This window comes from Paenarthrobacter sp. TE3676, from assembly GCF_056279165.1.
This window is the reverse complement of record NZ_JBWBQU010000003.1, coordinates 447,096-467,984: the sequence shown is the minus strand read 5'-3', so window position 1 is coordinate 467,984 and position 20,889 is coordinate 447,096. Positions and strand designations below refer to the sequence as shown.

Sequence of the window (20,889 nt, the reverse complement as noted above, 5' to 3'; positions counted from 1 at the left end):
CGACGCCCGATGATGCGCGTACAGCCCATTGGAGGAACTATGTCGCACATCCTGCTCCTAACGAACAGCATCGGCTCTTCGGTGGACATTTTGCCTGCCTTGGAGTTGCTGAACCACCGCGTGCACATCCTCCCGGCAGAACCCACAGCACTACTGGAAACCGACCCCACGGATATCGTCTTCCTGGATGCCCGGAAGGATCTGGTGGGTGCCCGCTCACTGACCCAGTTGCTGAAAGCCACCGGCCTCAGTGCGCCGCTCATGTTGATCCTCACGGAGGGCGGCATGGCTGCTGTCTCCTCGGCCTGGGCAGTGGATGACATTGTGCTGGACTCCGCCGGGCCTGCGGAGGTAGAGGCCCGCATCAGGCTTGCCATGGCGCGTGCCGTCCCCGGCGAAGAGGAAACCCAGACCGAAATCCGGGCCGCCGGCGTCGTGATTGACGAGGCAAGCTATACCGCCCGTGTCAGCGGCCAGCCACTCAACCTGACATTCAAGGAGTTCGAACTCCTGAAGTACCTGGCCCAGCACCCGGGCCGCGTATTCACCCGCCAGCAATTGCTGACCGAAGTGTGGGGCTACGACTACTACGGAGGCACCAGGACAGTGGACGTCCACATCCGGCGGCTTCGGGCCAAGCTCGGCGTGGATCACGAGAACCTGATCAGTACAGTCCGCAACGTGGGCTACCGGCTCACCCTTGTCCGCCTCCCGGACGATGAGTTGTCCGAAGCCTGAGCGGCAACCGGACAGATGAAGCAGACCAAAAAAGAGGCCAGGATCCACACGGATCCTGGCCTCTTTTTCATTTCCTGGTGGAGGACATACGGGTCGAACGTATCGAGGCCACCCCACTGGTGGATCCCCCCTGTGCTGACTCGCGGACAAACCGCAAAGCCGAACGAGATATTGAGACTACCTCCCATTTCCAGCGACATCAAATCATCAGGGTTGCACCGGACGTATAGCCTTGCATCATGAGTCACGCGCACCCGGAAAACTGGCCCGTACTGATCATTGCCGGAGCTTTGGACACTGAACTCCTCAGGGACGTCAAGACCCTCGCCGCAGCCGCCGGGGAGTCCGACGGGAATCCGCCCTTCTCCGAACAGACGTTTGTCATGCTGCGCGGTGCGGACTCGGGCGAGCATTCAGTCCTGTCCTTCGTCCTGTATGCACCGGACGAAGATTCTGATCCGGCCACCGGAGAGGATCTGGCGGGTGTCGCCGTCGTCGTTGAAAGTGAAGACGGCAGCGGTGTCCTGGAGTTGGCCGTCCACCCCAGCTACCGCAACCAGGGCGTTGCTGGAAGACTGCTGGGCGCGCTGCAGGGCAAGCGGGGCCTCGACGGATTAAGCGCATGGTCCCACGGCAACCATGAGGCCGCCGCCGAGCTGGCCATGCAGTTCGGTTACGGTCCGATGCGTGAACTGTGGAAGATGCGGTTGATGTCTTCAACCGCGGCACTGCCCGACGCCGGACTTCCGGACGGTGTTTCGCTCCGCGCCTTCGTGCCGGGCCAGGATGAGCAGGCGTGGCTGGCAGCCAATAGGGCTGCGTTCTCCCACCACCCCGAACAGGGGTCCATGACACTGGCGGACCTCGAGGCACGCAAGGCTGAGGATTGGTTCGATCCCGAAGGCTTCCTGTTGGCTGTGAACGCTGAAGGCGAGCTGCTGGGTTTCCACTGGACCAAGGTCCATCCCCGGCAAGGTCCCCACCCGGCCATCGGCGAGGTCTATGTGGTGGGCGTGACTCCAGCGGCGCAGGGTTTGGGGCTTGGCAAGGCGCTCACGGTTGCGGGCATCAAGCACCTCCAGGATCAGGACCTGCACGCCGTCATGCTCTACGTTGATGCTGACAATGAGGCAGCAGTAGCTCTATATCAGAAGCTTGGCTTTGTTCGCTGGGACACCGACGTGATGTATGGGCCTTTAACCAAAAATTAACCTGAGGGGATCAGTTGCCGGAAAGCCGGTGACATCTTGGATTCGAGCACCGCAATTGCTTGTAATGTGGGAGGAAACCCCGTCCTGAGCTTAGGAGAACCCATGCAGCCGGACCCCGTCGGCACCGCCGGATCCACCTCGAAGGGCGCAACCCTGCCCCCACGCTTCGGATCATCGGAAGTGCCGGCCTCGCGAGCCACCCAGGACCGCATCGATATTCCGGAATTCGCACCGAGCCTGGAGCCCGAAGGCGACATCTCCCCGGACCGCTTCCTGGACCGCGAGCTGAGCTGGCTGGCCTTCAACTCCCGTGTGCTGGAGCTCGCCGAAGATCCTGACCTTTTCCTGTTGGAACGTGTCGGTTTCCTGTCGATTTTTGCCTCCAACCTCGACGAGTTCTTCATGGTCCGTGTTGCCGGCCTCAAGCGGCGCATAGCCACAGGCCTGGCTGTGCCTTCCCCGGCCGGGCTGAGCCCCATTGAGGTGCTGGAACAGATCAGCGAAGAGGCCCACAGGCTTCAGGAACGTCACGCCAGGGTCTTCGCTGAGCAGATCCGCCCGGCGCTGGCCTACGAGCACATCCACATCATGCACTGGAATGAACTGGATGAGGATGCCCGCCACCGGATCAGCATCATGTTCCAGGAGAAGGTCTTCCCCATCCTGACGCCGCTGGCTGTGGACCCCGCACATCCCTTCCCCTACATCTCCGGCCTCTCCCTCAACCTCGCCGTGATCGTCAGCAACCCGATCAGCGACAAGGAGCTCTTCGCCCGCGTCAAGGTTCCGGACCAGCTCCCCCGCCTCATTTCCGTGGACGGACCGCGCGCCGGTGCCATCCCGGGCCGCGTAGCCCGTTTCATCGCCTTGGAAGAAGTCATCGCTGTCCACCTGGACAAGCTTTTCCCCGGCATGGAAGTCCTGGAACACCACACCTTCCGCGTCACCCGTAATGAGGACCTGGAAGTAGAAGAGGACGACGCCGAGAACCTCCTGCAGGCCTTGGAGAAGGAACTGCTGCGTCGCCGGTTTGGCCCGCCGGTCCGCCTCGAGGTCACCACCGATATCAACCCGAACATCAAGGCGTTGCTGATCCGTGAGCTCGGGGTTGAAGAGTCCGAGGTCTACTCGGTTCCCGCGCCGTTGGACCTCCGGGGACTGTCAGCTATCAGCGCCATTGACCGCGCTGACCTGCACTACCCCAAGCATGTCCCGCACACGTCCCGCTACCTCAACGAGTCCGAGACTTCGAAGGCCGCCAACGTCTTTGCAGCGATGCGCCGCAGGGACATCCTGCTCCACCACCCGTATGACTCGTTCTCCACCTCCGTTCAAGCCTTCCTGGAGCAGGCTGCAGCGGATCCCAAGGTGCAGGCCATCAAGCAGACCCTGTACCGGACATCAGGTGACTCCCCCATCGTTGACGCCCTCATCGATGCCGCTGAGGCAGGCAAACAGGTCCTGGCCCTCGTGGAGATCAAGGCCCGCTTCGACGAGCAAGCCAACATTTCCTGGGCGCGAAAGCTCGAACAAGCGGGCGTTCACGTGGTGTACGGCATCGTCGGCCTGAAGACCCACTGCAAGTTGTCCTTGGTGGTCCGCCAGGAAGTGGACGGACTGCGGCGCTACTGCCACATCGGCACAGGCAACTACCACCCGCGCACAGCCCGCTATTACGAAGACCTTGGCTTGCTGACCGCCAACGAACAAGTGGGAGAAGACCTCTCCAAGCTGTTCAACCAGCTCTCCGGCTACGCCCCAAAGTCCACGTTCAAGAGGTTGCTCGTTGCGCCGCGATCGGTGCGGGCCGGCTTGATGGACAGGATTGAAGCCGAAATCCGCCATGCCCAGGCCGGGGCTCCCGGATTGGTACAGATCAAGGTCAACTCCATGGTGGACGAAGCCATCATCGATGCCCTCTACCGGGCCTCGCAGGCCGGCGTGAAGGTTGACGTCGTGGTGCGCGGCATCTGCTCCCTGCGCCCCGGCGTGCCGGGACTCAGCGAAAACATCAGGGTCCGTTCCGTCCTGGGTCGCTTCCTTGAACACTCACGCGTCTTTGCCTTTGGCAACGGTGGCGATCCGTTGGTGTACATCGGCTCCGCCGACATGATGCACCGCAACCTGGACCGCCGCGTAGAGGCACTGGTGCAGCTCGCCAGCAAGGAAGACACAGCGACTGTCATGGACCTGCTGCGCCGCTATGTTGACGACGGGACCGCCAGCTGGCACCTGGACGATCACGGACATTGGACCAGGCACCACTTGGACGAAGACGGCAAGCCGTTGCTGGACATGCAGTCCTGGCTCCTGGCTTCCCGTTCACGCCAGCGCGCTGCGGCCCGGCGGTAAGGACCCAGTTGAACAGCGATACCCCCGTGGCAGATCAAACAGATCACCCCGGCGAGCCGGTGGCCGTTGTAGCCGCCGGCGCGATTCCATGGCGCGTCACCAAAGGTGCCCTTGAGGTTCTCCTGATCCACCGGCCCCGTTACGACGATTGGTCATGGCCCAAAGGAAAGCTCGACGCCGGCGAAACAGTTCCCGAATGCGCCGCCCGCGAAGTGTGGGAAGAGATAGGCCTACAGGCACCACTGGGCATACCTCTTCCAGCTATTCACTACCATGTAGCTGCCGGCCTAAAGGTGGTCCGGTACTGGGCGGTCAAGGTCAATGGAGCGCAGCTCCGGCCCGACGGCAAAGAAGTGGACAGCGTCATGTGGTGCAGCCCGGACCGGGCGGCCAGCTTCCTGAGTAACCCTACGGACGTGGAGCCGCTCGAATACCTCCAAAAGGCCCACGTCCGCGGGGAACTGGACACGTGGCCGTTGGTACTGATCCGCCATGCCAAAGCGAAGCCGCGCTCCTCATGGACAAAAGCCGAGGGCGACCGCCCCTTGGCAGCAACGGGCCAACGGCAGGCAGTGGCTGTCCAGCGCCTTTTGGAGGTGTGGAAACCGCAACGTGTTGTGACCAGCCCTTGGGCGCGTTGTGTCGCCACTATCGCCCCCTATGCCAAGGCCAGCGGAGCAAAGGTGAAACTGGTGGAAGCACTCACCGAGCACACCCACCAACGCTCCCCCAAGAAAACCGCAGCCGCTGTTGAGGCCCTGTTCGACAAGCAAGTGCCGATCGCTGTGTGTACGCATCGCCCCGCCCTGCCCACGGCGCTGAAGCAGCTTGGCCAGCACATGTCACAGGCCCTGCGGAACCTGCTGCCTTCCTCTGACCCCTACCTGTCGCCGGGTGAGGTCATTGTTTGCCAGGTAGCGAGGGGATCTGAACGGAAAGTTGTGTCAGTGGAGCAGGTCAAGCCGTTTGACGACTAAGGCGCTCGTGGACCTGCTCCGCGGGCGCCTCGCCGAACCCAGTAAGCTGGACTCGTGAGCATCCCCACCCCTTATGAAGACCTCCTGCGTGACGTCATGGCCAACGGCACGCACAAGTCGGACCGCACCGGAACCGGAACGCGCAGCGTTTTCGGCCGCCAGTTGAGGTTCGATCTCGCCGAAAGCTTCCCGCTCATCACCACCAAGCGGGTTCACTTCAAATCCGTGGCAGTAGAACTCCTGTGGTTCCTGCGCGGTGACTCGAACGTGAAGTGGATGCAGGATCAGGGCGTCTCCATCTGGGACGAATGGGCGGATGCCGACGGCGAATTAGGCCCTGTGTACGGTGTGCAGTGGCGCAGTTGGCCAACTCCCGACGGCGGGCACATCGACCAGATCTCTGAGCTGATGACCAATCTGGCGGCCAACCCCGATTCCCGGCGCCACATTGTGTCGGCTTGGAACGTGTCCGAACTCAAGGACATGGCGTTGCCGCCATGCCATGCGTTCTTCCAGTTCTATGTGGCGGACGGCAAGTTGTCCTGCCAGCTGTACCAGCGCTCCGCGGACACGTTCCTGGGCGTCCCCTTCAACATTGCCTCCTACGCCCTGCTGACGTGCATGGTGGCGCAGCAGCTTGGACTCGAGCCCGGCGAATTCGTCTGGACCGGCGGCGATGTCCACGTCTACGACAATCACGTTGACCAGGTTGCCGAGCAGCTCAGCCGGGAGCCGTACGAGTACCCGCAGTTGAAGATCCTCCGCAAGCCGGACTCCATCTTCGATTACACGCTGGATGACTTCGAGGTTGTGGATTACCGCCACCACCCCACCATCAAGGCGCCGATCGCGGTATGAGCATGCCTACCCCTGAGACTCCATCCCAGCTTCCCGGCATCATCTTCACCCAGGACACCGCGGCCCGCATGACGGGCATCGGACTGGTCTGGGCCCAAACCAAGTCCGGCGTAATCGGCAAGGACGGAGCCATGCCGTGGCACCTCCCCGAGGACTTGAAGCACTTCAGTCAGCTCACCACGGGGCACCCCGTCATCATGGGCCGCAAGACCTGGCTGTCCTTCCCCGAAAAGTATCGTCCACTTCCCGGCCGCACCAACATTGTGGTGACCCGCAACGCTGACTGGGCGTCCACGCCCGAGGCCCAGGGCGCCGTCGTGGTTTCATCCCTTGATGCGGCACTGCTGGAATCGCAGTTCGCGCCCGGTGGCCAGAAAGTGTGGATTATCGGCGGCGGTGAAATCTTTGAACAGTCCATGGGCATCGCTGACTTGGCCGTAGTCACCATTATTGATGCCGAGCTGGAAGGCGACACCTTCGCACCGGAGCTCGGTGAGGATTGGACCTTCGACGCGGTAGCCCCGTCCGAAGGCTGGCTCACTGCTAAAAACGGCACCAACTACCGGTTCACCACATGGCGCCGGAACGCCAGCCAGGAAACCCAGGAAGACTAAGCATGCTGAAAAAACCTGAAACCTTGTTCGTGCTGGGCTATATGCTGCTGCCGCTCTTCGCCCTGATATCTGCCGTTGTGGGCCTCACCATGATCTTGGGCGGCAACAGGATTGCCGGGATTATCGTGCTGATCGTTGTCACCCAGGTCTTTACGTTTGGTGCTTTCTTTGCCCTGCGCAAGCGCAAAGCCCTCCTTCTCCAGGAACCCGACGCCGGCAGCCTCTAGCCACGCGCGTCAGCCGCCTGGTGCCGCCACAACGAGTGCCGTCGTCGTGCAGTGTGTGCGTGACGTAACCAACAGCGGCAGTTCGCTCCGAAAGTTTAGACTTGGTGAATGACTACAGCAGCTAATCCGTCCGTTGGACTGGTCGGTTGGCGTGGCATGGTCGGTTCCGTCCTGATGCAGCGCATGCAGGAAGAGAACGACTTCGCCAACATCAACCCGGTATTTTTCTCCACCTCGAACGCAGGAGGTGCCGCCCCGTCCTTTGTTGAGGGGGCCGGCAAGCTCGAGGATGCGTTCGATATTGAGACGCTGGCCAAGCTGCCGATTATTGTCACAGCCCAGGGTGGCGACTACACCAAGCAGGTCCACGGCGAACTCCGCAACCGCGGCTGGGATGGCCTGTGGATCGATGCTGCTTCCACCCTGCGCATGAACGACGACTCGATCATCGTGTTGGACCCCATCAACCGCGATGTCATCGACGCCGGCCTGTCTGGTGGGGTGAAGGACTTCATCGGCGGCAACTGCACGGTTTCCTGCATGCTGATGGGCCTCGGCGGTCTCTTCAAGAACAACCTGGTCGAGTGGGGCACCTCCATGACGTACCAGGCAGCTTCAGGTGGCGGCGCCCGGCACATGCGTGAACTCCTCAACCAGTTCGGCACCCTCAACAACGAGGTCAGCAGCGAACTGGACGATCCTGCATCGGCCATCCTCGAAATCGACCACAAGGTCCTCGCTGCCCAGCGCACCGGCGTTGACGCCACCCAGTTCGGCGTGCCGCTGGCGGGCTCCCTCATTCCGTGGATCGACGCCGATCTCGGCAACGGCCAGTCCAAGGAAGAGTGGAAGGCCGGGGTGGAGACCAACAAGATCCTCGGCACCGGCAATGGCACCGCGGGCAAGGACCACATCGCCATGGACGGCCTGTGCGTCCGCATCGGCGCCATGCGTTCCCACTCCCAGGCCCTTACGCTCAAGCTGCGCGAAGACCTGTCCGTGACCGAAATCGAAAATCTCCTGGCCAAGGACAACGAATGGGCCAAGGTTGTTCCCAACACCAAGGAAGCCTCCATGGCTGACCTGACGCCCGTGGCCGCTTCCGGCACTCTGGACATCCCTGTTGGCCGTATCCGCAAGCTCGAAATGGGCCCGGAATACATCAGCGCCTTCACCGTGGGAGACCAGCTCCTGTGGGGTGCAGCCGAGCCGCTCCGCCGCATGCTCAACATTGTGACTGGCAAGCTCTAACCCTGCCCGGCTTAGCACGTCGCTAACCCGCTGTTCCGTTGCTGCCCAGCAACGGAACAGCGGGTTTTCGACGTCTTAGGGGTTCTGCCTGGCACTCTTCCGGCGGGTTCAGCCGGCCATGAACTTCAGGTAGGCACGGCCCTGGGCTTGGAACGAACGCTCAGCGGCCGGACCCAGATGCCCCGTGAATGGTTCAGGCACCACACCTATGGTCTTCCCGCTCACGGTCCTTGCCCACGTTCCCACCACTTCCCCGCCGGACACCATGATTCTTTTGAAGACTCCATTCTTGCCAGGCACCACCAATTCCGCATGCTCGGGAGCCAGCACGAGGTCCCGGTCCTGATACCCGAGCAGGAATTCATCGAACCCCGGGAGCGCCAGGAACGAGCGCGAGCCGGGGACGCCGTCGTCGAGCATTTCTGCTGTCTCCGGCGAGAGCCAGTAACTAGTGCCACCGAACTGCAGCTCAAACAGGCGGCCATGTACCTCGTTCAGGGCTTTGCGTGCTTCCGTCAGGGGCACTTGGCTCCACCACGAAAAATCCTTGACGGTTGCGGGGCCGTGACTCTGGAAGTAGCGGAACAGCAGCTCGGCAATTCCGTCCTCGCGTCCCAGCTCCCTGGACTCCGGAATCCACTCGTCGAACGGCACGAACAGCTGCTGCACGCCCACTTTGCCGTTGGTCCCTGCCATTGGCCCTTGGACCAGCCACGCACGCTGGCAGAGGCTCCCCAGCAAGTGAATGCCACGTTGCGCCTTGGTGAGCTGGCCGGCTTCCTCGAACGCTTGGAACAACTGCTCCCGTGTGGCTCCTGGCGCACCCCCTGCTTTAAGGACCTCAGTGGTTTTGAACGCGATGTCCCGGCAATGGCTGATGTCATCGGGCGTGATGCCGAGTTCACGGTGGCGAGCTGCCAATGAATTCATCAGTCGGTCACTGGTGATGCCCAGAATCCAGCGGAGGTCCTCGGGGGCAACCAGGTGCAGTGTCCCGCGCATGGGCCACGAACGGACCACTGTCCCGGCGTCGAGGGCGGCCCGGATATCCGACGCAACCGTGCCCGGAACACGCTGGCCTACTGCCCACAAAGCTGAGCCGAGGTCCTGCGCCTGCATGGCCGTCATCCACCGGACCGCGTCCGAAACTGTAGTGAAGCCGCTGCCCAACAGGCCTTGGCTGGCGAGCCGCAACCGACCCATGACGCGCGGAGTGGGAGTGGTTCTCTCTGCAGGCATGCTTCATCCTAAAAGGACCGGCCAGCACAGGGAACCTTGCCGCGCCTCCCAGCCGTCACCCAGCAGTAGATCCTAGGATGGGTTCATGCTTTTTGGTGATCTTGCTCCGTTCGTGCGGCCGATGAGCCGGTGGTTGGCTACCGCCGGCTGGTTCTGCACGCTCGCCGGGCTCGGCGCCGGGCTGATCGTGGCGGTGGGTACCGGCGTGAGCCTCTCCCCTTCAATGCAGGCCATTCAGACGGTCAGCCTGGTGGCAACTGCGGCAGCCGCGCTACTCATCGGAACCGCTGCCGCCACCCAGCCCGTAGCCGACCGCGACGACGACGCCCCCGAACCCTGGTTCTACCCGGCAGCCGCAGCCCAGGTCCGGAGCTTCCTGCTCGGAGCGATCGTCCTGCTCTTGGGTTTAGTCGGCTTCGCCACAGCCGGACTGTTCATGCCCAGCGGCCCGTCGCCGCAAAGTATCGCGTTCAGCCAGATCTTCCTGTTGGGAGCGGTCAGCTGCGGCCTCACATTCCTGCTGCTCAACAAGGTCCTGCCGATAGCCGAACGCCGCACTCGCTAGAGGCTAACGCCGATCAGCAATGGTTCCGGGTGCAGTTCAATGCCAAAACGCTCGACGACGCCGGAACGCACCTCACGCGCGATGGCCACCATGTCCGTAGCCGTTGCTGAACCCCTGTTGGTAATGGCAAGTGTGTGCTTGGTGGACAGGGAAGCCCGCCCACCGGAGACGCTGGATTCCTCGAGACCGAAGCCTTTACCAAATCCGGCCTGATCGATGAGCCACGCAGCGGAGAGCTTCACGAGTCCGTCGTCCCCAGCGGGATACCTTGGCGCGTTCTCCGGCAGAGCTGAGGCACGCTCCGCCGGCACGATCGGGTTGGTGAAGAATGAGCCCGTGGAATAGGTGTCGCGGTCTGCTGAGTCCAGGACCATGCCCTTGGACGCGCGGAGCCGGAGGACTTCCCTGCGCACGTCATTGGAGTAGGCGCGCTTACCTGCCTCGACGCCCAACACACGGGCCAACTCGGCGTACTTGATGGGGGCACTCATCCGTCCCAGCGGCAACTGGAACTCCACGGTCAGCACCACGTAGCGGGGCGAGCCCTCAACTGTGGTCTGCTTCAGGATGGAATCGCGGTATCCGAACTTGAGCTCGGAGTTGGTGAATGTCTGCACTGCGTTGCGTTCGCGGTCCCAGGTGCGGACAGCTGCAATGGTCTGTGAAACATCGGCGCCGTAGGCTCCCACGTTCTGCACGGGGGTGGCTCCGGTCGCTCCCGGAATACCGGACAATGCTTCCAGGCCTGACCATGCGTGAAGCACCGTGTGTTCCACCAGGGCGTCCCAGTTGTGGCCTGCCTGCACTACGACGGACACGCCTCCACAGCTGTCTTCGGAGTTCACGGTGAATCCTTCGGAGGCGATTCTGAGAACGGTACCGGGGTAGCCTTCGTCGGAAATCAGGAGGTTGGAGCCACCGCCGATGATCAGGAGTTTTTCACCGGCAGCGTCGGCCGACCGGACGGCGTCGATAATTTCTGCCTCGGTGCGGGCCTCAACATAGTTGCCCGCGGGGCCGCCAACGGCAGCAGTGGTCAGTTCGGAAAGCAGCGTTTGGGTCACCAATCAAGCCTAACGGGCTTCGTTGGCGTGCGCTGACTTCGCCTTCTGTTGACCGGCCAATGGTGCCAGGAAGAAGCTGACCACCAGCAGTACCAGGGGTGTCAGCAGCGAATGCAGGATGCCGAAATGTTCGGCCAACAGCCCCAGGAGCGGAGGTCCGCACAAGAAAGCGCCGTAGCCAATGGTGGACACCACTGACACGCGGGCCGCCGCGTGCACAGGATCGTCGGCAGCGGCAGACATCCCCACGGGGAATCCGAGTGAGGCACCAAGGCCCCACACCGCCAAGGCTACAAACGCGAGCCATGGAACCGGAGCAAAAACAAACAGCGCAAGGCCCACGACGGCGGTGGCCGAGCACCAGCGCATCACCACTACACGTCCAAATCGATCCAGGATGACAGTGCCAGTGAAACGCCCGATGGTCATGAAGGTGACGAAGAGCCCATAACCGACAGCCCCAGCGGCATCGGACTGCCCGTAACCGTCAGCGAGTGCCAGTGCAACCCAGTCCCCCGCGGCTCCTTCGGCTAACGCCAAGCCGAGGACCAGGACGCCGATCAGCAAAGTCCTTCGGTCACGCCAGGCAAGGGCCACGAGCCGCTTGTTATCCAGTGGAGCGTCGGCTTTGCCGTCGTCCGTCTGAGGGCCGGCCGCGTCTCCGGAGATGATGGGCAGCGGGCCCGTGGACGGATCCTGGAAAGTGTCGGTTTCTTCGGCGCGGTACGTGTGCGTGGCTGCAGCGGTCTTTTCCGCACGGAACCAGAAGGTTGCGGTAACCACGGATGACGCTACAACCACACCCGAGATCAGGAAATGCCAGAACACCGGCATATGGATGGCAGCGGCCCAGGCACCGAACCCCGCAGCGGCGACGGTTCCGAGGCTGAAAGCGCCGTGCAAGTGCGGCATGATGTGCCGTTGCAATTCGCGTTCAAGCGAGGCCCCTTCCACATTGGACGCAGTGTTCCAACTGGCCGTACCCAGACCCAGGACTACCAAGCCTGCGGCCACCACCAGTGGATTGGCTGCAATAGAGGTGCCCACACCCACGATGACAAGGCCCGCGCCCACCATGCAGCTGCCGATCCTCGTGGTCAGTTTGGGACCGAGCCGCAGCACAATAAGCCCCGAGGCGGAGATCGAAATGAACGAGGCCACCGTCATGCACATGAGCAAGAGGCCGATGCCACCAGGCGTGAGATTCAGCCCGTCGCGGATGGCAGGGAGGCGGGAAACCCAGGTGGCGAACGCGATACCGCTGGCCCCGTATGAAGCAAGAACAGCGGCGCGCCACCGCGACATGTCAGTCGAAGTAGCGCGCCGTTGAGTGGTGTTCGGTTGGTTCAAGAGACCTTCACAACCGCCTGCGACTTCATGAGGACCTTCTGTCCGCCCGCAACGACGGTGAGATCAATGCGCGCGGTGCGGGCATCGGCGTCGAGCGCTCCCACCACGCCGGTGACGTCGATGACAGCACCGGCCTCATCGGTCCCGGTGGTGTCGGTGACGAGGACGGGCTTGGTGAAGCGGGTCTGGTAATCGACGACGGCGGCGGGGTCGACTGCCCAGTCGCTCACCAGCTGCACTGCGGCACCCATGGTGAACATGCCGTGCGCGATGACACCCGGCAGTTCCACGGAGGTTGCGAACGATTCGTTCCAGTGGATGGGGTTGAAGTCGCCCGATGCTCCGGCGTACTTGACCAGGTCCTGACGGGTGACGTCAATGCTGCGGGTGCCGATTTCCTGGCCGACCGTCAGTTCTTCGAATGTTGGGCTCATGGTTACTGTCCCTCTCCGCGGACCAGGATGGACGAGGTTGTGGTGGCGACCTTTTCGCCGGCTTCGGTGGAAATCTCGGAGCGGGTGGTGATCATCGCTCCCCCGCCCATGGCCCGGACGCCGTCAACATGCAATTCGGCAACAAGGCGGTCGCCGGCAACGATGGCTCGGTGGTGCGTGAAACGCTGGTCGGCGTGGACCACACGGGAAAAGTCGATGCCCGACTCCGGGTCCTGGACCAACTGGGCGTCAGCACGCTGGGCGACGATGATGGCGAAAGTCGGCGGGGCTACGAGGTCGCTGTGGCCCAGGGCCTTGGCTGCCTCAACATCAAAATGCGCCGGGTTGCTGGCTTTTACAGCCTTTGCGAACTCGCGGATCTTTTCACGGCCGACGTCGTATACCTCTGCGGCAGGGTAGCTTCGGCCCTGCAAGTCCGGATTGATACTCATGCTCCAACCCTATCGGCCCCGGGAGCCCGGACGCAGCGCGTTGCTTGGGTGAAGAGGCTACTTCTTGTAGTTCTTGCGGATCTTCTGGCCCCGAACCACCAGTCCGGCGACGTGGAGCACCAGGCCAACGCCAATGACGGGCAACGAAGCAATGGCCAGACCTTGGTTGCCGGAGGTATTCCCCACGATGGACAGGATGAGCCCGACGGCGATCAGCCCCATGGCGCTGAAAACCAGCACTTTGTAAGACGTAGAGGCCGTAGCCCAAAATTGTTCCAGCACCGTCCAAGTCTACGGGGTGCGTTGCGAGGCCTACTCTGCACCCTAAAACCCCGAAATACCCCGCAAAGCGGGCCTCACAACGCAAAGGGGTGCGTTGCGGGGCCTACTCTGCACCCCAAAACCCCGAAATACCCCGCAAAGCGGGCCTCACAACGAAACAGGGGGTGCGTTGCGGGGCCCACAACGCATTAGAACAAGGAGTCCTGCAGCGCCGGGATTTCCGTGGTGTGCGGGCCGAACTCGATCTTGCGGCCCTTCAAAGCACCCAGGTCCGCCACAAAACTGCCCTCTACCTCGTTACCCGAAGCATCCGGGAGGCCCGCCAAGGCGATCGCCCCCGATAGGGAGCGGATCCGCAAACCGTGCCCGCCGCCGTCGAACGTTGCCGGGTAGGCGTGGCGACGGACCCCTTCGGCAGCAGGAACACAGAGCCGCTCCGCAAAGGCGGGCCGCTCCCACTCTTCCTCCACAACGGAATAGCCGGTCATCGCCAAACCACCTAGAAGCTCGCGCACCCCGGCCAGCGTGCTGACGGTTCAGCGTCAAAAGCTCGACGCCGGCACGCGGCTCCACGAGGCCCGCAGCCTTGGAAGCGGAGCGGACTTGCTGGACGAGGCCAAGCTCGCGCGTCACCATATCCTCGAGAACACGAACAACGCGGCCGTCATCGGTGTGCGCCACATAGGAAGCGTGGACAGCGCCCTGTTCGGCGAGCCGGTTCCACTTGCGCGGAGCAGAGGCCGTACCCACTTTGCTGGCACCGTTGGCGAACGTAGCCACATAAAGCCAGTGCGGTTGCAATCAGGTAGGCACGGAGGCCGGTGGGAACGGACGTGCCGCGGTGGAAGTCGTGCATCAGCCGGGAGTCGTCCCGCGCGAAGCAGGCTCCGCATTGCTTCCCACGCTCGGCTGGAGAACCGCTGCGGCACGGGACATGCGTCCGATCCCCGGGGCCGTGGACTTTGGTGTGGCCAAGGCACCACAATCCGGGGAGTACGCGAAGGCCCAGGGCTGAACCCTGGACCAACGCAACGTCACTGAACTCCGCGTCCGGCGTGAACATTCGCAGCGAAGGGGAGGAAGTGTCCCAAGCGACCCCGTGGACAAGCATGCTTACAGGGAAGGCTGGACTCCGAAGGCCACTGCGAGCTTCATGATCTTCTCAGCACGGCCCAGGCGCGGGAGGTCGGAACCATCGCGGATGACGCGGCCGTTGGCCTCGAAGTCGTTCATGAAGTCCGTGGCCCAGGCGACGTCCGAAGGCGTGGGGCTGATGACCTCGTTGATCACGGTGGTCTGGTCGATGGCCAGGCAGAGCTTGCCGGTCATTCCCATGGTCACGGTGATGCCCGTCTGCTCACGCAGGATGGGGTGATTGGTGCCGACGGTGGGGCCGTCGATGGGGCCCGGCAGGTTACCAACGCGGCTGGCGACGACGAGCTTTGCGCGCGGGTAGGCCATGGCCTCCGGGGTGGCCGCCATGCCGGTGTCGCGGCGGAAGTCGCCGGAACCGAAGGCAAGCCGGAAAGCACCCTGTGCACGGGCGATGTGGTTTGCTTCCTCGATGCCGAGGGCGGACTCAACCAATGCGACTACGGGTGTCTTGCCGTCCATGCGGTGGTAGGACTCTGTGACCTGGTCAGCGGACTCGGTCTTGGCGAGCATGACGCCGAGCAGGCCCGGGGTGCCACGCAATCCAGCAAGGTCGTCGGCCCAGAACGGGCTGGTGGCGTCATTGATGCGGACCCACGCCTTGCCGCCGGAGGTCAGCCAGTTGACCACGTTCTCGCGGGCAATGTCCTTCTGGGAAGGGTCAACGGCGTCTTCGATGTCAAGGATGATGGCGTCTGCCCGTGAACCCGCGGATTCGTCAAAAAGCTCCGTCTTCATGGCATTCACAAGGAGCCATGAACGGGCAATGTCGGCGGGAATATTGCGGGTAGGCCGAACTGATTCGGCGGCGATGCTAGACGTCATGTATCTACCGTATCCGTCCGGCACCCCGCACAGCGAAGAATTCCGCCCGGTTGTGAGGATCAATACGAACTAAAGCCCATATGACTGTGGGGTCCCGCAGTATGAACGCCCGACGGCGTGACGCGCCAGTCATATCCGGCCCACCTGTCGCTGTTGTTCACAGGGCTCAACACGGCGTCTTTGTGTCCCAGGGTTGCCGGGAATGGCCCCGGATTTCGTTCCATTTCGGGCTGTTTCGCAGGGTTTCCGGGAGTTACCGCCGCACTTCCCAGTCGGCGTCGGGATGGGTTTACATCGTTCCCAAGCCGTTGCAAGGCTCCCAAGCACTTGCCTAAGCCGGCCACCCAACAGATCACAAACCATCGAAAGTAGCTCCCATGAAACTGCATCTGCCCCTGCTGAGCGTCGCGGCCGCCGTCGTACTAGCGCTGACGGTGTCCGGCTGCGGCGGTGCAGCCGAAGCCGGGCAAGGCGCTCAAGCCGGCAACGAAATCACGGAACTCCGGTACCAGGGCTGGGCCAACCAGGTCACCTTCCCGGAATTGGCGGAAGACCTTGGATACCTGGGTGACGTCAAGCTGAAGTGGGTGGGAAACACCACCAGCGGCCCCCAGGACATCCAGTCAGCGGCCACAAACCAGACCGATTTTGGTGGCGCGTTCACCGGCGCCGTCACCAAACTCATCGAAGCCGGGGCGCCCGTGAAAGGCGTCATCAACTACTACGGCGCCGACGAGAAGAACTTCAGCGGCTACTACGTGAAAGCGGACAGCGCCATCAAGGAACCGCGGGACCTGATCGGCAAGAAGATCGCCGTCAACACACTCGGAGCCCACCATGAGGCCGTCATCAACACGTACCTGACCAAGAACGGGCTCAGCCAGGACGAGATCAAGCAAGTCCAACTGGTACCCCTCGCGCCGAATGACACCGAAGAAGCCATCCGCCGCGGACAAGTGGACGTGGGAACCTTGGGCGGCGTCCTGCAGGACCGGGCCATCGAGGCCGGTGGGTTGAGGTCCCTGTTCAACGACTACGAGCTGTTTGGCACGTTCGCCGGCGGCCAGATTGTGCTCCGCAACGACTTCATCGAGAAGAACCCCACCACTACCCGGACCTTCACCACGGCAATAGCGAAAGCACTCAAGTGGGCCACTGAAACGCCCCGCGATGAGGTCATTGCCCGCTACACCAAGATCATCGAGAGCCGTGGCCGCAATGAGAGCACAGCCAACCTGAAGTTCTGGAAGAGCCCCGGCGTTCCGGAAAACGGTGTGGTCAAGGATGAGGACTTCACCCGCTGGGAGGCCTGGCTGAACTCGTCGGGAATCGTCAAGGACAAGCTCACGCCGTCCAAGTACTACACGAACGAGTTCAACGAGCTCGCTGCAGCGAAGGGATAGCCATGACCGCCAAAATCAGCCTCCGGAACGTCACCAAGGAATTCACGGTCCGGGCCACCAAAACCACAAGCGCCACCCGCCTCACCGCCATAGATTCTTTGAGCCTGGACGTCCGCGACGGCGAGTTCCTCACCTTGGTAGGGCCCAGCGGCTCGGGCAAAACGACGCTCCTGGACCTCCTGGCCGGGCTCTCCACCCCGACTTCCGGTGAAGTCCTGGTGGATGGCAAAGCCGTCACAGGGCCGGGCAAGGACCGCGCCGTGGTGTTCCAGCAGTATGCGTTGTTCCCGTGGCGGACGGCGTCGGCCAACGTCTCGATCGGGCTCGAAGGTGTGGGTCCGGATGGCAAGAAGCTGAATCGCCGCGAACGCGCCGCGAAAGCCAGCGAATACCTGGCTCTGGTGGGGCTCGCGGGCTTCGAGGACCGCTACCCTCACGAACTCTCCGGCGGTATGAAGCAGCGTGTTGCCATCGCCCGAAGCCTGGCCTACGAGCCGGATGTGCTGCTGATGGACGAGCCGTTCGCAGCCTTGGACGCCCAGACCCGCGAGCAGCTTCAGGATGAGCTCCTCAGGATCTGGAAGGCCACCGGCAAGACCATCGTCTTCATCACGCACGGCATCGATGAAGCTGTGTACCTCGGCGAGCGCGTTGCTGTGCTGAGCGCCCGCCCCGGCCGGCTCAAGGAAATCGTGGACATCAACATCCCGGACCGCGACGGCGACGAGGACATCCGTTCCAACCACGCCTTCGTGGAGCACCGCCACCAGGTGTGGACTCTTCTGCACGACGAAGTCCGCCGTGCCCAGGACGCCGGCCACCGCAAGATCCTGCCGGACGGCAGCGCACCGGACGAACCGGCAACCATCACCGAAAGGAGCGCCGCCTGATGACCACCACACTCACTCAAGCCGAAACTGCCGCCACAGCGCCCAAGGCGAGTACCGCGACTGACCCAAGTGCCGCCGTCGAACGTTCCGTTACTCAGGTGGCAACTGCAGAGCGTACGACGCCGGCACCCGGCATAGCGCGACGCGTCGCCGGAGCCGTGGGGTCGGGTCTGTGGAAGTCCGCAGCGGTCCTGGCTTTCCTGGCACTGTGGGAGCTTGGACCTACCTATTTGGCGAGCCCGTCCACCCGGGTGTTCCTCCCGCCGCTGCACGAAGTGCTGCTGGCCTGGGGCAAGCTCTTCGAAGCAGGCACCATCCAAGGCCATATCGCGGCCAGCCTCACCCGGTCCGTGGCCGGCTTCGGCGCGGCGTTGGTGGCGGGTGTCTCGCTGGGCTTGCTCATCGCTTGGTACGGCCGCCTGAACTCGGTGCTGAACCCGCTGTTGGAGCTTTTCCGCAACACAGCGGCGCTGGCTCTTCTACCCGTGTTCACGCTGCTGCTGGGCATTGGAGAAGAATCCAAGATCAGCATCGTGGCGTACGCGGCCTTCTTCCCTGTTCTCCTCAACACCATTGCCGGTGTGAAGACCGTGGACCCGCTCCTGATCAGGGCCGCCCGCTCCTTGGGGCTCAACAGCTTCAGGCTCTTCCAGAAGGTTATTCTCCCGTCGGCTGTACCAACGATCTTCACGGGCATTCGCATGGCCGGCACCGCCTCCATCCTGGTGCTGATCGCCGCTGAAATGGTGGGAGCCAAGGCTGGGCTGGGTTACCTGATCGTGAATGCGCAGAGCAGCTTCCTCATCCCGGACATGTACGCGGGCATCCTCACAGTGTCCTTGCTGGGGCTCGGCGTGAACTTCCTGCTGGTTGCCCTTGAAAAGCACTTCTCCCGCTGGCGGACCGCTGTTGGCTCTGCCGCTTCCTGACCCACCCCGCGGCACCTGCCGCAACCATCACAACAAGATCCATCTCAACATGATCCATCTCAACAAGTAAGGAACACGTCATGACCGTCATTACCGAAACCAAACTCGAGTTCGCCAAACTCGGCTCCCGTATCGGCGCCGAAATCCGTGGCCTGGACATCAGCGGCGACCTGGGTGAAGAAACTGTTGCGCAGATCCGGGCAGCCCTGAACGAGCACAAGGCACTCGTTTTCCGCGAGGCCAACATTCTCACGGACGAAGCCCAGGTGAAGTTCGCCAGCCACTTCGGCCCGCTCACCAAGGCGCACCCGACGGTCGCTTCGGTGGACGGCGAAGAGAATGTCCTGCCCGTGGACAGCGAGAATGGCTCGGCCAACAATTGGCACACGGACGTCACTTTCGTGGTCAACCCGCCGCAGGCCTCCACACTGCGCAGCATCGATCTCCCCGCCTACGGTGGCGAGACGCTCATCGCGTCTTCGGCCGGGGCTTACCAGGACCTCCCGGAAGAGTTGCGGAACTTCGCGGACACCCTGTGGGCCATCCACACCAACGACTACGACTACTCGGTGCCCAAGAACCTTGAGCACTCCAACGCGGAAGAACGACGCAAGGAATTCACCCGGCTGAAGTTCGAAACCGCCCACCCTGTGGTGCGGGTCCACCCTTTGACCGGCGAGCGCGGATTGTTTATTGGGGGCTTCGCGCAGCGGCTCAGGATCGTGGGCCTGTCCAACACCGAATCCAAGGACATCATCCGCCTGCTGCAGGCCTACGTGACGCGTCCGGAGAACGTGGTCCGGGTGAACTGGGAGCCCAACCAGGTGGTCCTGTTCGATAACCGCATCACCCAGCACTATGCACCGGACAACTACGACGGCCAGCCCCGCAAGCTCAACCGCGTGACCATAGCGGGCGACATTCCCGTCAGCATCGATGGCAAACCCAGCCAGGCCATCCAGGGTGACTCGAGCACCTACTCCGTGGTCGCTCCGATCAGCGGCGCCTCGTAGTATGTGTTGCTGTTGTGACCCAACTGAGTCGCAGTTAAGCGCGTTTTGAGTCGTTATAACGCGCACAACTGCGACTCAGTTGGGTTAAAACCGGGGTTAGGGGATGTTGTTTCCCCGCGCTGCCACCCACAGTCCGTACCACTCGGCACGGGTCATGCCGGCAGCCACGGAGGCGGCATCGGCGCAGGCAGCGATCCGGGCAGGGTTGGTGGTTCCCACTACCGGCGAGATCCTGGCCGGGTGCTTCATGAGCCAACCCAGCAGTACTGACTCCGGCGTGGTGCTTTTCTCCCCCGCCAATTTTTCGAGCATATCCGCGGTAGCCGACTCGGCCGGCGAATGCTCCGCGGACGGCGCACCTGTATAGCGCCCCTGGGCCAACGACCCGTATGCCTGCAGTTCAATTCCCTTGGCCATGCAGTGCTCAAGAGCCCCGTGCGGAAAGCTGTATTCCAGACTCTCCGCATGGTTGACCAACACGGTACTCTCCAGCCAGCCACGGCGAAGCAGGCTCATTTCCAGCTGGTTCGCCACGATGGGCACCTCCAACCTGTCCTGCAGGAAGGCGATCTGAGCGCCGGACATGTTGGACACACCCAACTGCCGCACTTTGCCTTCCGCCATGAGCTGTCCGACGGCGTCCGCCACCTCGCGCGGGTCCATCAACGGATCGGGCCGGTGCAGGAGCAGTACGTCCACGTAGTCCGTTTGGAGCCGCTTCAGGCTTTCATGGACCCGTTCAAGGATGGCGTCACGGCTGAGGTCGTAATGCGTCTCCAGTCCGCGCTCCCCCAGCCTGATCCCGCATTTGGTCTGAAGCTGGACCTTGTCGCGCAGACCCTGCGAACGGGCGAGGACTTCACCAAAGACGGCCTCGGACTTTCCGCTGCGATAGATATCCGCATGGTCGAAAAGCTCAATGCCAATCCCTTGCGCAGCTTCAATCACCGCGGCTGCCTGATCGATCTCCGAAGCCCCGTAGGACGTGCCGTCCCAAGGGCCGCCGAGTCCCATGCAGCCGTAAATGAGGCGTCCCCGCCCGTTCGCAACAGTCATGCTTTCA

Annotated in this window: 21 protein-coding genes and 1 pseudogene; 13 read left to right on the top strand and 9 right to left on the bottom strand. The window is 62.6% G+C overall.

Features of this window, described 5'->3' with window-relative positions; translation table 11 throughout:
• Nucleotides 1-39 precede the first annotated feature (39 nt).
• The 8 genes from ACZ881_RS09735 (at nucleotide 40) to asd (ending at nucleotide 8,228) form a co-directional block, all read left to right on the top strand.
• Nucleotides 40-738, top strand: a complete 699-nt coding sequence (locus ACZ881_RS09735; protein WP_476114683.1) for a winged helix-turn-helix transcriptional regulator — start codon at nucleotides 40-42, stop codon at nucleotides 736-738.
• A 239-nt stretch (nucleotides 739-977) separates the two neighbouring features.
• Nucleotides 978-1,949, top strand: coding sequence for a mycothiol synthase (mshD, locus tag ACZ881_RS09730; RefSeq protein ID WP_476114681.1), 972 nt, complete (start codon nucleotides 978-980; stop codon nucleotides 1,947-1,949).
• 102 nt (nucleotides 1,950-2,051) lie between these two features.
• Nucleotides 2,052-4,301, top strand: coding sequence for an RNA degradosome polyphosphate kinase (locus ACZ881_RS09725; protein WP_091469049.1), 2,250 nt, complete (start codon nucleotides 2,052-2,054; stop codon nucleotides 4,299-4,301).
• A gap of 8 nt (nucleotides 4,302-4,309) precedes the next feature.
• The gene (locus ACZ881_RS09720) at nucleotides 4,310-5,278 is read left to right on the top strand and encodes an NUDIX hydrolase (protein WP_476114679.1); all 969 of its coding nucleotides are present in this window, start codon (nucleotides 4,310-4,312) and stop codon (nucleotides 5,276-5,278) included.
• Between the two features lie 54 nt (nucleotides 5,279-5,332).
• Complete coding sequence (locus ACZ881_RS09715; protein WP_179019699.1) at nucleotides 5,333-6,136, top strand: thymidylate synthase; 804 nt, start codon at nucleotides 5,333-5,335, stop codon at nucleotides 6,134-6,136.
• Entirely contained in the window at nucleotides 6,133-6,750 is a 618-nt protein-coding gene (locus ACZ881_RS09710; protein ID WP_476114676.1) for a dihydrofolate reductase, read from the top strand. Before ACZ881_RS09715 ends, ACZ881_RS09710 begins: the two co-directional genes overlap by 4 nt.
• 2 nt (nucleotides 6,751-6,752) lie before the next feature.
• On the top strand, nucleotides 6,753-6,977 hold the full coding sequence (locus ACZ881_RS09705) for an NF038396 family protein (RefSeq protein ID WP_476114675.1): 225 nt from the start codon (nucleotides 6,753-6,755) through the stop codon (nucleotides 6,975-6,977).
• A gap of 108 nt (nucleotides 6,978-7,085) precedes the next feature.
• Nucleotides 7,086-8,228: an aspartate-semialdehyde dehydrogenase gene (asd, locus tag ACZ881_RS09700; RefSeq protein WP_476114673.1), complete on the top strand. Its 1,143-nt coding sequence runs from the start codon at nucleotides 7,086-7,088 to the stop codon at nucleotides 8,226-8,228.
• 108 nt (nucleotides 8,229-8,336) lie between these two features.
• Here asd and ACZ881_RS09695 read toward each other — a convergent pair whose 3' ends face one another.
• The gene (locus ACZ881_RS09695; RefSeq protein ID WP_476114671.1) at nucleotides 8,337-9,467 is read right to left on the bottom strand and encodes a winged helix DNA-binding domain-containing protein; all 1,131 of its coding nucleotides are present in this window, start codon (nucleotides 9,465-9,467) and stop codon (nucleotides 8,337-8,339) included.
• A gap of 85 nt (nucleotides 9,468-9,552) precedes the next feature.
• Between ACZ881_RS09695 and ACZ881_RS09690 the strand changes: the two genes are divergently transcribed.
• Nucleotides 9,553-10,032, top strand: a complete 480-nt coding sequence (locus ACZ881_RS09690) for a hypothetical protein (RefSeq protein WP_017200236.1) — start codon at nucleotides 9,553-9,555, stop codon at nucleotides 10,030-10,032.
• Here the strand turns inward: ACZ881_RS09690 and ACZ881_RS09685 are convergent.
• The 7 genes and pseudogenes from ACZ881_RS09685 to ACZ881_RS09655 all read right to left on the bottom strand — a co-directional run bounded on the left by ACZ881_RS09685 (nucleotide 10,029) and on the right by ACZ881_RS09655 (nucleotide 15,591).
• Entirely contained in the window at nucleotides 10,029-11,096 is a 1,068-nt protein-coding gene (locus ACZ881_RS09685) for a UDP-N-acetylmuramate dehydrogenase (RefSeq protein WP_474659035.1), read from the bottom strand. The two genes, ACZ881_RS09690 and ACZ881_RS09685, sit on opposite strands and share 4 nt — an antisense overlap.
• Nucleotides 11,097-11,105: 9 nt before the next feature.
• Entirely contained in the window at nucleotides 11,106-12,401 is a 1,296-nt protein-coding gene (locus tag ACZ881_RS09680; RefSeq protein WP_476114668.1) for an MFS transporter, read from the bottom strand.
• Nucleotides 12,402-12,442: 41 nt separating this feature from the next.
• Nucleotides 12,443-12,880, bottom strand: a complete 438-nt coding sequence (locus ACZ881_RS09675; RefSeq protein WP_091469068.1) for a MaoC family dehydratase — start codon at nucleotides 12,878-12,880, stop codon at nucleotides 12,443-12,445.
• A gap of 2 nt (nucleotides 12,881-12,882) precedes the next feature.
• On the bottom strand, nucleotides 12,883-13,332 hold the full coding sequence (locus tag ACZ881_RS09670) for an FAS1-like dehydratase domain-containing protein (protein WP_024817634.1): 450 nt from the start codon (nucleotides 13,330-13,332) through the stop codon (nucleotides 12,883-12,885).
• Between the two features lie 57 nt (nucleotides 13,333-13,389).
• Complete coding sequence (locus ACZ881_RS09665) at nucleotides 13,390-13,614, bottom strand: DUF3188 domain-containing protein (RefSeq protein ID WP_476114665.1); 225 nt, start codon at nucleotides 13,612-13,614, stop codon at nucleotides 13,390-13,392.
• Between the two features lie 188 nt (nucleotides 13,615-13,802).
• Nucleotides 13,803-14,725 (bottom strand): annotated as a pseudogene (locus ACZ881_RS09660) (DUF2797 domain-containing protein).
• Nucleotides 14,726-14,727: 2 nt separating this feature from the next.
• Nucleotides 14,728-15,591, bottom strand: a complete 864-nt coding sequence (locus tag ACZ881_RS09655; RefSeq protein WP_091469072.1) for an HpcH/HpaI aldolase/citrate lyase family protein — start codon at nucleotides 15,589-15,591, stop codon at nucleotides 14,728-14,730.
• 377 nt (nucleotides 15,592-15,968) lie between these two features.
• Here ACZ881_RS09655 and ACZ881_RS09650 point away from each other — a divergent pair, with 377 nt between their 5' ends.
• The 4 genes from ACZ881_RS09650 (at nucleotide 15,969) to ACZ881_RS09635 (ending at nucleotide 19,826) form a co-directional block, all read left to right on the top strand.
• Nucleotides 15,969-16,994: an ABC transporter substrate-binding protein gene (locus ACZ881_RS09650; RefSeq protein WP_178997248.1), complete on the top strand. Its 1,026-nt coding sequence runs from the start codon at nucleotides 15,969-15,971 to the stop codon at nucleotides 16,992-16,994.
• 2 nt (nucleotides 16,995-16,996) lie between these two features.
• On the top strand, nucleotides 16,997-17,884 hold the full coding sequence (locus tag ACZ881_RS09645) for an ABC transporter ATP-binding protein (protein ID WP_364306886.1): 888 nt from the start codon (nucleotides 16,997-16,999) through the stop codon (nucleotides 17,882-17,884).
• Nucleotides 17,884-18,813, top strand: a complete 930-nt coding sequence (locus tag ACZ881_RS09640; RefSeq protein WP_476114661.1) for an ABC transporter permease — start codon at nucleotides 17,884-17,886, stop codon at nucleotides 18,811-18,813. The genes ACZ881_RS09645 and ACZ881_RS09640 overlap by 1 nt, the downstream gene beginning before the upstream one ends.
• A gap of 80 nt (nucleotides 18,814-18,893) precedes the next feature.
• Nucleotides 18,894-19,826 carry a TauD/TfdA dioxygenase family protein gene (locus ACZ881_RS09635; protein ID WP_476114658.1) on the top strand — a complete coding sequence of 311 codons (933 nt, stop codon included), beginning with the start codon at nucleotides 18,894-18,896 and terminating at the stop codon, nucleotides 19,824-19,826.
• A 96-nt stretch (nucleotides 19,827-19,922) separates the two neighbouring features.
• Here ACZ881_RS09635 and ACZ881_RS09630 read toward each other — a convergent pair whose 3' ends face one another.
• Nucleotides 19,923-20,882: an aldo/keto reductase gene (locus ACZ881_RS09630; protein WP_476114656.1), complete on the bottom strand. Its 960-nt coding sequence runs from the start codon at nucleotides 20,880-20,882 to the stop codon at nucleotides 19,923-19,925.
• Nucleotides 20,883-20,889: the final 7 nt, after the last annotated feature.

Coding starts and splice junctions, on each gene's coding strand:
- ACZ881_RS09735 (WP_476114683.1), top strand. CDS start 40: ATGTCGCACATCCTGCTCCTAACGAACAGCATCGGCTCTTCGGTGGAC.
- mshD (WP_476114681.1), top strand. CDS start 978: ATGAGTCACGCGCACCCGGAAAACTGGCCCGTACTGATCATTGCCGGA.
- ACZ881_RS09725 (WP_091469049.1), top strand. CDS start 2,052: ATGCAGCCGGACCCCGTCGGCACCGCCGGATCCACCTCGAAGGGCGCA.
- ACZ881_RS09710 (WP_476114676.1), top strand. CDS start 6,133: ATGAGCATGCCTACCCCTGAGACTCCATCCCAGCTTCCCGGCATCATC.
- ACZ881_RS09705 (WP_476114675.1), top strand. CDS start 6,753: ATGCTGAAAAAACCTGAAACCTTGTTCGTGCTGGGCTATATGCTGCTG.
- asd (WP_476114673.1), top strand. CDS start 7,086: ATGACTACAGCAGCTAATCCGTCCGTTGGACTGGTCGGTTGGCGTGGC.
- ACZ881_RS09695 (WP_476114671.1), bottom strand. CDS start 9,467: ATGCCTGCAGAGAGAACCACTCCCACTCCGCGCGTCATGGGTCGGTTG.
- ACZ881_RS09690 (WP_017200236.1), top strand. CDS start 9,553: ATGCTTTTTGGTGATCTTGCTCCGTTCGTGCGGCCGATGAGCCGGTGG.
- ACZ881_RS09680 (WP_476114668.1), bottom strand. CDS start 12,401: ATGTCGCGGTGGCGCGCCGCTGTTCTTGCTTCATACGGGGCCAGCGGT.
- ACZ881_RS09675 (WP_091469068.1), bottom strand. CDS start 12,880: ATGAGCCCAACATTCGAAGAACTGACGGTCGGCCAGGAAATCGGCACC.
- ACZ881_RS09670 (WP_024817634.1), bottom strand. CDS start 13,332: ATGAGTATCAATCCGGACTTGCAGGGCCGAAGCTACCCTGCCGCAGAG.
- ACZ881_RS09655 (WP_091469072.1), bottom strand. CDS start 15,591: ATGACGTCTAGCATCGCCGCCGAATCAGTTCGGCCTACCCGCAATATT.
- ACZ881_RS09650 (WP_178997248.1), top strand. CDS start 15,969: ATGAAACTGCATCTGCCCCTGCTGAGCGTCGCGGCCGCCGTCGTACTA.
- ACZ881_RS09645 (WP_364306886.1), top strand. CDS start 16,997: ATGACCGCCAAAATCAGCCTCCGGAACGTCACCAAGGAATTCACGGTC.
- ACZ881_RS09640 (WP_476114661.1), top strand. CDS start 17,884: ATGACCACCACACTCACTCAAGCCGAAACTGCCGCCACAGCGCCCAAG.
- ACZ881_RS09635 (WP_476114658.1), top strand. CDS start 18,894: ATGACCGTCATTACCGAAACCAAACTCGAGTTCGCCAAACTCGGCTCC.
- ACZ881_RS09630 (WP_476114656.1), bottom strand. CDS start 20,882: ATGACTGTTGCGAACGGGCGGGGACGCCTCATTTACGGCTGCATGGGA.